Source organism: Aminobacter sp. Y103A, from assembly GCF_030294925.1.
In the GTDB taxonomy this organism is placed as follows: Bacteria; Pseudomonadota; Alphaproteobacteria; order Rhizobiales; family Rhizobiaceae; genus Aminobacter; species Aminobacter ciceronei.
In genome coordinates this window covers 1,960,463-1,974,664 of record NZ_AP017986.1, presented here as the reverse complement: position 1 = coordinate 1,974,664, position 14,202 = coordinate 1,960,463, and the positions used below count along the sequence as shown (strand labels likewise).

General features: G+C 64.9%; 15 protein-coding genes and 1 pseudogene. 3 read left to right on the top strand and 13 right to left on the bottom strand.

Features of this window, described 5'->3' with window-relative positions; all coding sequences use genetic code 11:
• Nucleotides 1–25: 25 nt before the first annotated feature.
• From Amn_RS09515 to Amn_RS09490, 6 genes are all read right to left on the bottom strand, one after another.
• Nucleotides 26–298, bottom strand: a complete 273-nt coding sequence (locus Amn_RS09515; RefSeq protein WP_067964163.1) for a DUF3303 domain-containing protein — start codon at nucleotides 296–298, stop codon at nucleotides 26–28.
• Between the two features lie 64 nt (nucleotides 299–362).
• On the bottom strand, nucleotides 363–1,154 hold the full coding sequence (locus Amn_RS09510; protein WP_286296495.1) for an SDR family NAD(P)-dependent oxidoreductase: 792 nt from the start codon (nucleotides 1,152–1,154) through the stop codon (nucleotides 363–365).
• A gap of 1 nt (nucleotide 1,155) precedes the next feature.
• Nucleotides 1,156–1,716, bottom strand: coding sequence for an SRPBCC family protein (locus Amn_RS09505; RefSeq protein WP_286296493.1), 561 nt, complete (start codon nucleotides 1,714–1,716; stop codon nucleotides 1,156–1,158).
• Nucleotides 1,713–2,099 (bottom strand): ArsR/SmtB family transcription factor, encoded by a 387-nt coding sequence (locus Amn_RS09500; RefSeq protein ID WP_067964169.1) that lies wholly within the window; start codon nucleotides 2,097–2,099, stop codon nucleotides 1,713–1,715. The genes Amn_RS09505 and Amn_RS09500 overlap by 4 nt, the downstream gene beginning before the upstream one ends.
• Before the next feature lie 61 nt (nucleotides 2,100–2,160).
• A complete protein-coding gene (locus tag Amn_RS09495; RefSeq protein WP_286296490.1) occupies nucleotides 2,161–3,621 on the bottom strand; it encodes a RimK family ATP-grasp domain-containing protein in 1,461 nt (486 codons plus the stop codon).
• The gene (locus Amn_RS09490) at nucleotides 3,618–4,724 is read right to left on the bottom strand and encodes a peptidase C39 family protein (RefSeq protein ID WP_286296489.1); all 1,107 of its coding nucleotides are present in this window, start codon (nucleotides 4,722–4,724) and stop codon (nucleotides 3,618–3,620) included. Before Amn_RS09490 ends, Amn_RS09495 begins: the two co-directional genes overlap by 4 nt.
• A 43-nt stretch (nucleotides 4,725–4,767) precedes the next feature.
• On the opposite strand from Amn_RS09490, the gene Amn_RS09485 reads away from it, so the two are divergent.
• Nucleotides 4,768–5,097, top strand: a complete 330-nt coding sequence (locus Amn_RS09485; protein WP_286296487.1) for a hypothetical protein — start codon at nucleotides 4,768–4,770, stop codon at nucleotides 5,095–5,097.
• Nucleotides 5,098–5,422: 325 nt separating this feature from the next.
• Here Amn_RS09485 and Amn_RS09480 read toward each other — a convergent pair whose 3' ends face one another.
• Both Amn_RS09480 and Amn_RS09475 read right to left on the bottom strand, forming a co-directional pair.
• Nucleotides 5,423–6,211, bottom strand: coding sequence for an anti-sigma factor family protein (locus tag Amn_RS09480; protein ID WP_286296485.1), 789 nt, complete (start codon nucleotides 6,209–6,211; stop codon nucleotides 5,423–5,425).
• A complete protein-coding gene (locus Amn_RS09475; protein ID WP_154385050.1) occupies nucleotides 6,208–6,726 on the bottom strand; it encodes a sigma-70 family RNA polymerase sigma factor in 519 nt (172 codons plus the stop codon). Before Amn_RS09475 ends, Amn_RS09480 begins: the two co-directional genes overlap by 4 nt.
• Nucleotides 6,727–6,959: 233 nt before the next feature.
• Here Amn_RS09475 and Amn_RS09470 point away from each other — a divergent pair, with 233 nt between their 5' ends.
• Nucleotides 6,960–8,201, top strand: a complete 1,242-nt coding sequence (locus Amn_RS09470; RefSeq protein WP_286296480.1) for an MFS transporter — start codon at nucleotides 6,960–6,962, stop codon at nucleotides 8,199–8,201.
• A 49-nt stretch (nucleotides 8,202–8,250) separates the two neighbouring features.
• Here Amn_RS09470 and Amn_RS09465 read toward each other — a convergent pair.
• A pseudogene (locus tag Amn_RS09465) lies at nucleotides 8,251–8,418 on the bottom strand (type II toxin-antitoxin system VapC family toxin); the annotation flags it as partial.
• A 304-nt stretch (nucleotides 8,419–8,722) separates the two neighbouring features.
• On the opposite strand from Amn_RS09465, the gene Amn_RS09460 reads away from it, so the two are divergent.
• A complete protein-coding gene (locus Amn_RS09460; RefSeq protein WP_286296478.1) occupies nucleotides 8,723–9,175 on the top strand; it encodes a hypothetical protein in 453 nt (150 codons plus the stop codon).
• Nucleotides 9,176–9,186: 11 nt separating this feature from the next.
• Here the strand turns inward: Amn_RS09460 and Amn_RS09455 are convergent, their stop codons facing one another.
• The 4 genes from Amn_RS09455 to Amn_RS09440 all read right to left on the bottom strand — a co-directional run bounded on the left by Amn_RS09455 (nucleotide 9,187) and on the right by Amn_RS09440 (nucleotide 14,196).
• Nucleotides 9,187–9,621: a hypothetical protein gene (locus tag Amn_RS09455; protein WP_286296476.1), complete on the bottom strand. Its 435-nt coding sequence runs from the start codon at nucleotides 9,619–9,621 to the stop codon at nucleotides 9,187–9,189.
• Nucleotides 9,622–9,772: 151 nt separating this feature from the next.
• The gene (locus Amn_RS09450; protein ID WP_192317752.1) at nucleotides 9,773–10,273 is read right to left on the bottom strand and encodes a hypothetical protein; all 501 of its coding nucleotides are present in this window, start codon (nucleotides 10,271–10,273) and stop codon (nucleotides 9,773–9,775) included.
• A 183-nt stretch (nucleotides 10,274–10,456) separates the two neighbouring features.
• Entirely contained in the window at nucleotides 10,457–11,092 is a 636-nt protein-coding gene (locus Amn_RS09445; protein ID WP_067964179.1) for an outer membrane protein, read from the bottom strand.
• Between the two features lie 347 nt (nucleotides 11,093–11,439).
• Complete coding sequence (locus tag Amn_RS09440; RefSeq protein ID WP_286296470.1) at nucleotides 11,440–14,196, bottom strand: DUF2339 domain-containing protein; 2,757 nt, start codon at nucleotides 14,194–14,196, stop codon at nucleotides 11,440–11,442.
• Nucleotides 14,197–14,202: the final 6 nt, after the last annotated feature.

Genomic DNA, 14,202 nt, shown 5'->3' with positions numbered 1-14,202 from the left:
GATATGGCGCGCGAGCACACGCGGCTCAAAGGTGGGGCGCCAGCCCCGCGACGGTGTCCTTGCTCGATGCCACCGGCACGATCTCGAAGCCGACGAGGTCGGCCCATTCGACGACCCAGCGCTGCAGCAGCGTGACGTTTTCGGCCTCCACCAGCATGAAGCAGCGGCTCATGTCGGCGGCGATCCAGCTGTGGTGAACGATGAAACCGTCGGGCGCCAGCCGCCCCTTGTCGCGGAAGCGGCGGTAGATCGCCTTCGGGTCGCGCCCGCGAAAATCCTCGATGACAAAGAAAAGCATGTTTTGTCCGTGCCCCCCAACTCTCCGTGGGAGAAGATCAGGGGGCACGGAACTTGGCAAGCGGTCAGTCGACCAGCGTGCCGCAGCTCAGATTGGCGATCGCTCCGGTCATCGCGCCGGCACGGTCGGATGCGGCGAAGGCGGCGAAATCGCCGATCTCGGCCAGCGTCGGAAAGCGCCTGAGCAACGGCCCGCTGGCGGCGCGGGCTGAAAGCATGTCGTCGACCGACATGCCTGCGCGCTGCGCAAACCCCTCGAAGGCCGCGCGGACATGCGAAACGTCAATCGCTTCTGGGATGGCGTCGGGCCGGAGGCAGATCACCCTGATGCCCTGCTCCCCGAGCTCGCCGGCGAGGATGCGCGAAAACGCCTCCACCGCCGCACTTGCCACGCCGTTGCCGAGAAAGCCCGCGCCCGACAGCCGCGCCCCCGGTGTCGACAGGGTCAGGATCACGCCCTTGCCCCTGAAGTGCCGCGCCACCGCTTTCGCGGTCAGGAAGTTGGTCCTGGTGTAGGCTGCGACAGGCAGCTCGAAATCGGCATAGGACAGTTCCGCCAGCGGCGTGCCCTGGACATGGGATATGCCGATGGCATTGAGCGCGATGTCGATGCCGCCGGCCTTTGCCGCCACCATCTCGGCGTGGCGTTCGATTTCGTCCTCGTCGAGCGCGTCGACGACGGCGATGTCAGCGTCGCCGCCCAGCGCGCGGATGTCGCTTGCCACCGTCTCCATCTTCGCCCGCGTCCGCCCGGCGAGGAACACACGCGCCCCGTCGCGGGCGAAGGCCCGGGCGGCGGCGCCGCCGATCGCGCCGCCGCCGCCATAGACAACCGCAACGCGGTTCACGAGCGACATGTCACGCTCCACCCGCACTGCCGATACGCTCGGCATATTCACCGACAAGCCTTGTGTGGGTGCGCCAGAAGCCGTCGGGTTCGCGGCCCTCGAGTCTGTCGGCCAGGATGCCGAGATGGGTGTGCCAGCCGGCGGCGACATTGAGCATCGCGCCGTGGTCGGTGAGCCGGCGATGGGTGACCGTCAGCAGCACCTTGTCAATGCGCGGCTCGAGCTCGAAGCGCACCTCGGAGCTTTCGCCGGCTTCCGCAGCCCCACCCCAGCTATAGGCCAAAAGATGCGGCGGCTCGCAGGCGATGACCTCGCCCGGCACCCGGTGTTCGGCGAAAGCGGCGAGATGCGCCGGCGGCGGATCGTCGTTGCGGGTCAATTGCGAGTTGCGGAAGACGTTCTCGACCTTGCCTCCCGCCCTCAGTTCCATCGGGCCGCCGGCGAGCCAGGTGCTGCGCTTGTCGGGGTCGGTGAGATAGCTCCAGATGCGCTCGACCGGGCCGGGCAGCAGGCGCTCGATGCGCACGGTTCCGGGCTCGGTGACGACTCCGTAAGAAGTATGGATATTCATGACTTTTTCCCTTTCTTCTTCGCTTCAGTGGTTTCGGATGGTTTGGCCGCCGCGGCCTGGTCCTCGGCGACGAGCAGGGCTTCGAGGACGTCGAGCTGCTGGTTCCAGAATTTCTCGTAGTGCCGCATCCACTCGACGCCGGCATGCATCGGCATGGCGTCGAGGCTGCAGAGATGGGTGCGCCCCTGCACGCTGCGGCGCACCAGCCCGGCCTTCTCCAGCACCTTGATGTGCTTGGAGGCGGCAGCCAGCGTCATGTCGAAGGGTGCGGCGAGGTCGCCGACATTGCGCGGCCCCTTGGCCAGACCCTGGAGCATCGCCCGGCGGGTCGGATCGGACAGCGCGTGAAAGACCGCGTCAAGATGTTCGGAATGCTCAACCATAAGGTATAATATATGGCCGCAAATCCGAATAGTCAACCATTCGGTATAATGTTTTCCGAGGCTACTTGCCGTTTCGCTCCAGCCGGTCGAGGAACCATTGGGTCAGGCGCACCCAGACCTCGTCCTTCTCGCCGGAATCCTCGACGCCGTGGTCGAGGTTTGGATTGTCGTTGACCTCGATGACGAAGACACCCTCCTTGGTCTCCTTGAGGTCGACACCGTAGAGCCCGTCGCCGATGCAGCGCGCGGCGCGCACGGCGGTGTCGATGACATGGACCGGCGCATGCTTCAGCGTGAACGTCTTGATGCCGCCCTCGTCGGGCTTGCCGGCGCGGTCGTGGTTGACGATCTGCCAGTGCTTCTTGGCCATCAGATAGTGGATGGCAAACAGCGGTTGGCCGCCGAGCACGCCGACACGCCAGTCATACTGCGTCGGCATGAACTTCTGCGCGATCAACAGGTCGGAATCCTCGAGCCAGGCGGTTGCCAGCGCCTTCAGCTCGTCAAAGTTCGACGCCTTCTTGACGCCGCGCGAGAACGACGAATCGGGGATCTTCAGCACCAAGGGAAAGCCAAGCGTGTCGGCGGCAAGCTGCAGGTCCGAGACGCCGGCGATCATCACCGTCGGCGGCACCGGCACGTTGTTGTAGGTCATCAGCTCGTTGAGGTAGACCTTGTTGGTGCAGCGGATCATCGACAGCGGATCGTCGATGACAGGCATGCCCTCCTGCTGCGCCCGCCGGGCGAAGCGGTAGGTGTGGTTGGAGATCGACGTCGTCTCGCGGATCAACAGCGCGTCGTAATTGGCGAGCTTGGCGAGATCCTTCTTGGTGATCGGCTCGACCTCGACGCCCATCTTTTCGGCGATGCGGGCCCAGTAGCGCAGCGACGATATCTCCGACGGCGGCAGTTGCTCGTTGGGATCGATCAGCGTGGCGAAGGTGTAGCGCGACGGCGTGCGCGCCTTGGTGTCGCGCCACTCCCGGCTGGTATAGGTCTCGAGTGCTGCGACGAAGCGTTTTTTGTCGGCATCGTCGAGCCGGCCGAGTGCGGCAAAGCCGATTTTGTGGATCGACGCCCATTCGCCGTCCCTGATCGCCACCTCCAGCGCCGGCGCCCGGAACCAGTCGAACAGCAGCCGGCTGAAGCGGTCCCAGGCCTTGGACGGGCCGATGCCGAAAAAGATCGTCACCTTGGCCGGAAACGAGCCGCCGAGATCCTTGCGGCACTTGTTCAGCGCCAGCTCCAGTTCGGGCAGCGCGTTTTCATAGAGCTTGCGTTCCGACAGGTCGATCATCGTCTCGACCGTCGGGATCACCTTGTGGCCGCGCGAGCCGGCCAGCAGCGAGGCGTAATAGCCGCGGCTCTGATAGGCATAACGGTTCGACAGGTTGATGATCTTTGGCCGCTGGCCGCGAAACAGCGCGGGGTGGGCGAGATAGTCGCGGTTGGTGATGATCTTGTGCGGCGTCGCCGTCTGGTCGAGATCGCTTTGGCGGCCGGTAAGAATGACCCAGGTCATCGTTTCGAAGGCTTTCCGAGAGTGATGGCGGCGCGCAGGCCGTCGCGGCCGAACTGCGCCATGCGCATGAAGATGTCGTAGGGGACGGGAATGTTGGCGGCGTCCGACGCCGTCTCGCGCTGCTCGTCCTCGATCCAGGGGTCATGGATCAGGATGTGGCCGCCATCGTCGCCGATGGCCAGCACCCAGTGCGGCACCTTCTTGCCGAACATCAGGAAGCCCGAGATCAGCACCAGCACCAGCTTGCCCTGAGCCAGCCTTGCCCTGATGTCGTCGAGCGCGAAGGGACGATAGGTCACGGGGATGGCGTATTTCTCGGCGCGGGCGCGAAAATCGGCCTGGGCGAGCTCCATCACCCGACGCTTTTCGGCTGTTCGCACCGACTGCAGGAACAAGGCGCCTTCGGCCGAGACGAAGATCTCGGCGCCAAGCCCGGCCTCGTGCCCTGCCACCGCCAGCCCGAACGGCTCGCAGCCGCCCGGCCCCGACATCATGAAGATGGTGGTCGCCTCACGCCACAGCCTGACCTCCATCACCGGGTCGGGTACGAATGTGCGGTTGAAATTGGCCATCGCCATCATCAGGCAGCACGGGCCGCAGGTGAAATCGCAGGTCTGGGCGTAGAACGGCACCTTGGTGGCCACGGGCACGTCGCCGCGCAGCGTCTTTTCGTAGCGAAGCGCCGTCATGCCGTCTTCGTAATAGTCGGGCTCGTGGCCGATCCGGCGGTAGCCATTCTTTTCATAGAGGCCGATAGCGCGGGCATTGTCCTGGCGCACCTCGAGCCTCAGCAGCATGCGGCCATGCCCGTAGGCGACGTCTTCGGCGGCATCAAGCAGCAGGCGGCCGATGCCCTTGCCGCCGAAGTCGGGGGCGATGGCAAAGGAATAGAGCCGGGCGACGCCGCTGCCCTTGCGAAACAGCACCATGGCGTAACCGGCAAGGCGGCCGTCGATCTCGGCGACGAGCGCCTCGGCGGTTTCGTGATCGATGAGCTGGCGGAAGGAGCGGCGCGAGATCCTGTCGCCCGGAAAGACGGCGTTCTCGATGGCGACGAGCGCATCGACATCTTCAGCGCGGGCCGTACGAATGTCGGCAGCCATCTGGTCCTGAGAACCTCGTCTGGGCAGGAGGAGCCCTGAAGGAATGACCTGCGAAGCACTGGCGCACCCCGCATTTGCCCTGCGCAGTCACGCCCCGATTCGGGCCTTATTGTGTCATGGGAGACGGCCGGTCGGGCATATGACTCTCATGGGGGGGATGGTGAAATCAGTGGTGCCGGCACCCCGTGTTTCCCGACCTCGCCAACTGGTGATCGCCGTGTCGTGGTGGATGGATGAAGCCGTTGCCATCTCTCCCGGCTTGAACCTGATGGCGTGTGGCCACTCGACTGTCACGGCATGGCAGCTGGTGATCGCCATGTTGCGCATGTGGATGATCTGCAAAGCCGTTGCCGTCTCTCCCGGCTTCTCCTGATGGCATGTGGCCTTTCGACCGTCACGGCATGATCCTAGGGTCTACGCAGTTCGCTGCGCTCCCTGCTTCGCCCTGGGATGACGAAGGCGTAGACGTTGTCGGCCAATCTCCGACGCTTGGCTCAAGGCTTCCGCCAACAGGAAACGTTGGCGATTGGCGGAGCGCTCCCGCACCTTCGTCATCCTGGGGCGGAGCAGGAGCGCAGCTCCGTCGCGGAGACCCTGGGATCCATGCCGTGACCTCCCAACGACCGCAAGCCGTCAGGATCGAGCCACTACGATCAACAGAAACACGCACTCCGAAAGCACGACCAAAAGCCCGCCCCTCAAGTCCGCGCCGCGCCGGCGATCAGCTGCTTGTAGGCGTTCCTGGCGACCGTTCCCATCTGCTCGGGCGGCAGCGTGCCGACGATGGCGCAGCCATAACCTTCATCCTGCCAGTAGACGGCCTCGGGGCCGCCACTCGCCAGGGTGAAGGTGCCCTTGCTCCGCTCGGTGCCTTCGGCCACGACATAGACCGAGATGCGGTTGCCGTCGGCGTCGGCATAAAGCATCAGCGCTGCGGTGGCGCCATCCGCCGGCACCAGGCGCCCGCCAAGCAGCGTGAAGCCGTCCTTGGTGAGATCGGGTGCCACCAGGGTGAGGCCGGTGCGCTTGGAGAGCCAGCCGGTCAGATAGGCCTGGTCGCTGCCGTCGACCTCGACCGGCCGGTTCTTGTCTGAAGCAAAGGTCTGGTGGGCGGCGATTGCCAGCTGCGCCATGCGGTCGTCGGAATCGCCGCCCATGCCAAGGCCGCTCATGCCGGCAAGATAGCCGCCGAGACCGCCTGCGATCAGCAATGAAGCTGCCGCCACCATGCGCCACCACGGCGTCGCCTGCTTGCGCCTCGGCCCCTCGCCATTGACCGCCGCTACCAGCCGTGCCGGCACCGGCTCCTCGAGCACGCCGGCAAACAGGTTGCGCAAGGCGGCGTTGTCGGCGGCATAACGCAGGCTCCTCGCCTTCATGTCGGGATTGGCTTCCAGCCAGATCTGATAGGCGGCGCGCTCGTCTTCGGGCAGCTCGCCATCGAGAGCCAGATGAATGTCACGGTCGGTGAAGCTGCGCGCGCTCATTTCTCGACGATCCTTATCGCCCGCCGGCGTGCCTGGTCGTCTAGCAGCCCGCGCAGTTCCTCGCGGCCACGCGCGATGCGCGACATCAGCGTGCCGGCCGGCACGCCGAGCATGGTTGCGGCCTCGGCATAAGAAAAACCTTCGATCGCCACCATCACCAGGGCCGCGCGCCGGTCGGGGCTGATCTGCTGCAACGCGTCGACGATCTCGCGCGAGGCGACGCTCTCGGCCTGGATCGCCGGCGTTGCCAGCGCCTCGCTTGCCTCGAGCGGCAGGATCGCCGCTTCGCCGCGGCGGCTGACCTTGCGCATCTGGTCGATGAAGAGATGATGCATGATGGTAAACAGCCACCTCCTGGGGCTTTCTCCTGTTCGCCAGTTGTCCATGCGCAAAAGCGCGCGCTCGAGACTGTCCTGGACAAGATCGTCGGCGGAATCGCGGTCGCGCAGCAGCGCCCTGGCATAACGGCGCAGGCGCGGGATTTCCTGAAGTATCGCTGCCTTCTTGTCGTCCATGACCTCAGATCGCAAGCCGTCCTCTTCCACGCCGATTGAACGCGGCTTGTCTGCGCCGCGCAAGCGCCTGTCGCGGCTTTGCCCCACCCCGGACATCCACGCTGACAATGAACGACCGGCGCCATCGTTTTCTTCCCGACACATCAGAATTGTTGAACCATTTCCCTAGTTCAATTGATTTTGAACATCGCGCCGGATCGGGTAAAAACATTCCACTCACGGGAGATCGGACGATGACGGCAGCGGCGGTGAACACCAGGTCGGGGTCGAAAATACCCTGGCTGATCATCATTTGTGGCTGCCTGATCGCGGCGCTGACCTTCGGCCCGCGCTCGGCGATGGGCTTCTTCCAGCTGCCGATGCTCGCCGAAAAGGGCTGGGACCGCACCACCTTCGGCCTCGCCATGGCGATCCAGAACCTGTGCTGGGGCCTCGGCCAGCCGATCTTCGGCGCCATCGCCGACCGCTTCGGCAGTTGGCGCGTCTTGACGCTGGGTGCGGTGCTTTATGCACTCGGCCTCTATCTGATGGCCCATGCCGACAGCGCCGCCATGCTGCATCTCGGCGGCGGCGTGCTCGTCGGCCTCGGCGTTGCCGCCGGCTCGTTCAGCATCGTGCTGGCCGCCTTTGCCCGCAACACCAACCCGCAGAACCGCTCGATCGTGTTCGGCATCGGCACCGCCGCCGGTTCTGCCGGCATGTTCATCTTCGCCCCGATCAGCCAGGGCCTGATCGACGCCTATGGCTGGTCCGACACGCTGGTCTACATGTCGATCGCCATGCTGGTGATCCCGGTGCTGGCGATTCCGCTTGTCGGCAATTCGCGCTCGGGCAAGGTTTCGCAGGCCGAGATCGAACAGACGCTCAGTCAGGCGCTGTCGGAGGCCTTCGGCCACAGAAGCTATCTCCTGCTGGTCTCCGGCTTCTTCGTCTGCGGCTTCCAGGTCGCCTTCATCACCGCCCACTTCCCGGCCTATATCAGGGACATCGGCATCGACGCGCGTTACGCCGTCATCGCCCTTGCGCTGATCGGCTTCTTCAACGTCATCGGCTCGCTGGCATCAGGCGTCATCGGCCAGAAATACTCCAAGCCGCATTTCCTCGCCTGGATCTATCTCGCCCGCTCGGCGCTGGTGACCGTCTTCCTGCTGTTGCCGCAGACGCCGACATCAGTCGTCGTCTTCGCCATCATCATGGGCCTGTTGTGGCTGTCGACGGTGCCGCCGACAAACGGCCTGGTCGCCGTCATGTTCGGCACCCGCCATCTGGGCCTGCTCGGCGGCATCGTCTTTTTCTCGCACCAGATCGGCTCGTTCCTCGGCGTCTGGCTCGGCGGCTATCTCTACGACCATTTCGGGTCCTACAACCCGGTCTGGTGGCTCGGTGTCGCCCTTGGCCTGTTTGCCGCCGCCGTCCACTGGCCGATCAAGGAACGGCCGGTCGCCCGGCCGGCAATACTGGCCCCGGCGGAGTGATCCGCTGGCCAGGCAACCCCGTCAGGCCAGATCGGTCAACGCGGATCAGTCAGGCCAGATCGGTCCGGGAAAAGTCGCTGCCCTTGTAGAGCAGCTTCGCGCCCAGAGACCGGGCGCAGGCATAGGCAAAACAATCGCCGAAATTGAGGTCGGCCGGATGGCCGACCGCCTTGCCGTAGCGCATGCCGGCATCGATGGCGAGCGAACCGACATCGCCTGAGATCGCCATGTCCTGCGCACGCGAGAATACGGATGGCAGCAGTGTCAGGGCGAGCCATCGGGCTCTCCAATTCAGGGCTTGAAAGGATTTTGGATTTCGAGTTCAGTGCCCGGCCATGGGGTTCCTGGCCGTAATCATTGCTCGAGCCTTATAGGTGACTGTCTCGCCGTAGCCCATGATCGCATCAATCGGCGTTGCACCGGCTTCCACGCCTGTAACTTGGCCCGTATAAGTAGTTGCCAACACACAGCTTCTTTTCGAAAGACGACCGATGCTAAGAACGCGCGCTCGCAGGTTCTTCTTGTTGTTGCTGATCACATGCGTAGTGGCGGGCGCCGGGATCGCCTATGCGACAACCAGAATTGTTCACCCCACCGAGTTCGCTTATTCGGCCATACTGAGTGACAGCCTGGACTATCAGTCCCCCACCCAACGGGTCATCATCGAGATGTTTTCCCCCGGCATTCCTGAACAGTTTTGGAAATACTGCCCAAGGGGTGATTTTCAACTTCGCGCCGCTGTCTGGCGAGATGTCTCGCTATGCCAGCGGGACGCTATGTCCGACGCCGATTTCGACGTTCGTAACAGCTATTTCCGCACGCGTGTGGACGATGACTACAGTCGGTTCTACTGGACGACCACCGAAGTGGTCGGCAAGGGTGTTCTGGCCGGCTTTGCAGCGTGGGCCTTCGCCCTTCTTCTCTTCGGTGCTTACAAATGGGTGATGCGTGCCCCAGCACACACAGCGTCGTAAACTGGTCAGTCCTATGGTCGCGGGCAGTCGTCGACCAATGCTGACGCCACAGGAACAGCGTCAGATGTCCGGTAGTTCCACTGGACCTCTCCGCCGAGACGCACAAAAGCGCCGGTTGCCGGCTGGCCGCACACCAATGACTTTGTTTGCGCCCCAAGTTTCTCGATTATCTGGGCTTTGGTCACCCCCCCAGCCTGCAGCATCCCGGTCAATTCAGCGTTCGACAGGGTCCAAATAGCATTAATGCTCAAGCGAGGCCCGATGACCAAGGCGCTCTGAATGGTGACATTGTTGCTGACCTGCATCGGCAGTGATTTGGCAAGTTCCTGTTGGAATTTCGCAGCAGCCTCACAAACATTGTAACGCGTTGCCGGCGAAAAACATTCATCAGCAGTAGACCTCACCGTCATCGCCGCGAAGGCGCTGACTGCTACCAATAGCTTCATTCTCACACCACCGGATTGGAATGACCATCCCAGTCGATATAGCAGTTCTTCGAATTGGGCGCAGCCATAAGTACAATCAGCCTACAACGAAAACCCAGACTGCCATGCATCCACGGCAGTAACGCCGAATAGAGAGCCGAAGCGCCCGCCCCTAGCGGCAGTAGAAGCGGCGGCCGCCTTCGCCGATGAAGGTGTTGCTGCGGCGGTCATAGCCGTAGCGGCGGTGGCAGGGGCCGCTCCACTGGTCGCGCTGGCGATCCCGGGAATTCTGCTCGGCCACCGACCCGGCGACGATGGCGCCGACGGCGAGGCCGAGGATGCCGAGGCCGATGGCGGCTTCGGTGTCCTTGTCGCGCTTGTGGCGGTCGCGGCGATCCTGCCTGTCGCGCCAGCGCTCGCATTGGCGGCGCTCGTAGCGGTCACGCGGCCAGTCGCAGTCGATGTCGTCATCGTCGTCCCAATAGCCGCCACCGACCAGCAGCACCGGCGCGTTGCCGGTGTAGCTGCCGCCGGCCTGTGCCGGCAGGCTTGTGGGCAGGCTGCCGCCGGCCTGCGCCGGCAGGCTTGTGGGCAGGCTGCCGCCGGCCTGCGCCGGCAAGCTTGTGAGCAGGCTGGCGGCAATCGCGCAAGCCAGGATCCGTGACACGGACATGAGACATCCTTTCCGGGCCTAGCCCGGTCATCGAAAACAGGCCGATTGGGAGCTGGGCCTGTCTTCGATGTGATGGGTCAGCGTTGTCGGCGCGGCTCGCGTCCCCCTGGAGGACAGGGACGCTGGCCGGCGCCTTGACGGGCATTCTCCTCCCGGGCGACGTGAGCGCCCGGGACGCGTTGGTCAGAAACCGTAGTTCAGGCCGAGCTTGACGCTGTGGCTGCCGAGGTCTTCGCTGCGTTTTCCGCCGCCCTTGACCACGGCGTTGACGTCGCCATAGTTGACGTAGTTGTACTCGACACGCGCCCTGAGGCCGCCATCGAAGGCCTGTTCGATGCCGCCGCCGACGAGGTAGCCGCCTTCCCACTTGTCGTCTGAAATGACGTTGCCCTTGCCCTTGAACTTGGCCATCGAATAGCCCGCGGTGCCGTAGACCAGCGTGCGGTCGAGGGCCACGCCGGCGCGGACCTTGGCGGCACCGTTCCAGGTGCGCTGCAATTCGGCGCCGCCGCCGAGATTGTATTTCGAACCCTTGGAGTAGCTGCCTTCGAGTTCGGCGCCATAGACCATCGAGCCGGACTGGAAGTTGGTGCCGACCTGGCCGCCGAGCTGCCAGCCGCTCTTGTCGGCAAACGGGTTCGGGAAGCCCGAGGAGGCCGAGCCGAGATGGACGCCGGCATAGGTGCCCGACCAGTCATAGGCCTGGTTGGAAAAATCCTGCGGCGCCTCATAGTTCTGGGCGATGTCAGCGGCCATTGCAGGCATGGCGAAAGGCGCGAGGCCCGCGAATACGACGAAAAACAGATTTCGCGTGGACATGATAGATCTTGCTCCGACATTTGCGTGGGGCTGCGAAGCAAAGCCTCGCAGCCCGTTGACGGGGCCTCGACGCAGCGGCAACGGGGGGAGAACCCGCCGGCCAAGTCCCGTGCACCATATCATTGGTTGCGAGCGTAACCTGAGCCTTCTGCATTGCAGCAACATTGCATCAGATGTAATAAAATCAATTATTTAGCGGTAACCTTTCGGTAATCTTCATTAAGCCTTTCTTGGGCTGACACGCGCGGACAGCCGGCGGCCCGGGATCAACCGAAGCTGAAGGCAACGCGTCGTGAAGATTGGCTCGCTGGAAGCGAGGCCGGCGCTGACACGCCGGCCGGACAGGTTCAGCGCGCCGCCCGCGTCAGCAGGCGCTGGTAGAACAGGCCGATGCCGATCAGCACGCCGCCCAGGCCGATGAAGGACAGCGCCCGCAGCACGCCTTCCAGCTCGGACATGTCGAACAAAAAGACCTTGGCCACCGCGATCGAGATCAGCGCTGCCGAGGCGATGCGCAGGACCTGCGACTTCAGCGTCACCCCGGCGACAAGCAGACCGACGCCCATGACCAGCCACAGCGCCGAATAGCTGTAGGTCTCGACCTGGCCGAGCCCGGCCCACATGCCGATATGCTCGCCCTGGAACAGGCGCCGGACCGACAGCGTGGCATAGGCAAAGACCAGCAGGGCTGCGACCAGCGCCAGCATCGCCGAATACCAGTGCGGCCGCTTGTTGCGGGCATAAAGCGCGAGGCCGGCAGCGGCGGCCGCCGGCAGCAGATAGGCGAGGAACAACAGGTTGAAGAAGACGATGGTGCCGGTGTTTTCGTTGGTGAACAGCGGATTGAGCACCAGGAAGTGCTGGCCGACGATCGACAGCACCGACACGACGCCGATGCCGAGCGAGCCGTAGCGCAGCACCGGGCTCGGCGAGCGCATGTCGAGCGCCACCAGCATGGCGCCACCGCCAAGCGCGATCAGCGTGTAGATCGCCTGTTCGGCCAGCGTCGGCACGTCGGAGGTGATGACGCCGCCATTCATCGCGTGACGCACCAGCATCGCCAGCGTCAAAAGCGCAAACAATGCCGCCACCGCCTCCATCACCAGCCGCGGCCGGCCATTGGTGGTGCGCGCCAGTTGCCAGGCAGCAAAACCGAAGGCTGCCGCCGGGATGCCATAGCCCGGCAGGATCCAGTTGAACACAGGCGTGGTGCCCAGCACGTCGGCGCCGACGATGGTCGGGTCGAAGGCGATGCGCGCCAGCACGGCAACGGCCGCAGCCACGCTCAGCCAGCCGAGCACCGGATAGGAGCGCTGCCTGGTCGCCAGCGCCGGCAGTGCGGCGGCAGCCCCCAGCAGCGCCGTCGTCCAGCCCGAGCCGAAACCCATATGCAGGGCGAGCAGCAGCGCCACCCCTGCCCCGCCAAGGGCGAAGGACACGGCATGCCCGCCGGCCAGCGGCGGCTGCTCGCTGCGGGCGATCCATTCGCCGCCGGCAACGAAGGCGGCAACCATGGCAACGGCGAGAAGCGCGCGCAGGAGATCGCGGTCGGGATTGCCATAAGCGAGCCAGAGCGAGAACAACACCGCCAGCGGCACGGCAACGCCCCAGCCGGCCCAGGACGCCGCACGCCAGGGTGCCGCCACGACCTCGCGCCGTGCGTTCCACAGGCCGGCCGCTGCAAAGACCAGCCCGAGCAGCCAGCCGATCGGCGTCAGCGACGAGCCGGCGACCTCGATCGGCAGCCCCTCGACGGTCAGCGCGCCGATCGGCAGGTCGAGGTCGAAGGTGCCGCCCAGCGCATTGCGCAGATAGATCAGCACTGCGGCGATGCCTGCGGCAAACAGCAAGGACAAAGCTTGCGGGCGATACAGCGCCACCGCCAGCATGCCGACCAGAAGGATGGTGCCGCGCAGCGGTCCGCCAAGCGAGGCATAGGTCGGGTGGATGAACAGCACGACGGCGGTCACGGCGACGAAAAAGGCCGGCACCATGGACGGCCAGTCGAGCGCCGATGGCTCCTCGTCGCGGCCGAGCCACACAAACGCAAGCGCGCCCAGCGTCACCGCACTGATGAACAGCACGACGGCGAAGCTCGCCAGCGGGGCGTCGGCAAGATAGAGCAGCGTCCACAGGCCGGTGCCGATGAAGGCAGCGCCCATCAAAAGCGACCAGCGGCGGATGCGGGCAACGGCTGATGTCGCCAGCAGGACGATGGCGAGATAGCCGAACAGCGCCCAGTAGCTCGGCGCCGTAGACGCCACCAGCACCGGCGTCACCATCGAGCCGAGAAGGCCGAGCCCGGCCAGCGCCTGGCCGTGGGCAAGGGCCGCGGCAATCGTCGCGACACCGACGATGCCCAGAAGCACGAAGGCCGGACCGGCGCCGATGAAGCCGTAAATGCCATGCGCGGCATAGATGGTGCCGAACAGGGTGAAGGCGCCCGCCGCCGTCAGGATCGCCGGAATATAGGCATTGGAGCCATTCTGGATCGGCACGCGGTAGCCGGTGCGGCGGATGAATTCGCCGCCGCCGACAAGCACCAGTCCGAGCAGTGCGGCCATGCTCAAGCGCAGGCCGGGACCGAAGATGCCGGATTCGATGGAAACCTTGATCAGGAACACGGCGCCGAAGGCCAGCGCCAGGCCGCCGACCCACACCGCCCAGCGGGTGCCGAGCGTTGTTTCAATGTCGGGCGCAGCACGCGCGGCTGCCTGTGCCGGCGCGGCGCGAGCGGCCGCCCACGGCCCGGAAGCTGCCGCATCCGCCTCGACATTCGCCGCCACGGGAAGCTCTTCGGCAGGGGCTGTCTCCGGTATCGTTTCCGGCGCCGCTGCCGCGGTGGGCTGTTCAGCCGCCGCCGGCGCCTCGGGCACCTCGCTCACCGTCTCGGCCGCGACCTCCGCCGGCCTGACCTCCGCCGGCCTGACCTCGACCGGCCTGACCTCCGCCGGCTTGGCGACAGGCGCCGGTGCGGCGCCCGACAGCACCAGCGAGCGCAGCGCGCCCAACTCGCGCTCGAGCAGGCCGAGCCGGCTCTGCTGCTTCGAAATGATGATGAACAGCGCCACGATGGCGATGACGCCCAACAGGCTCTCAAGCATGGCCGT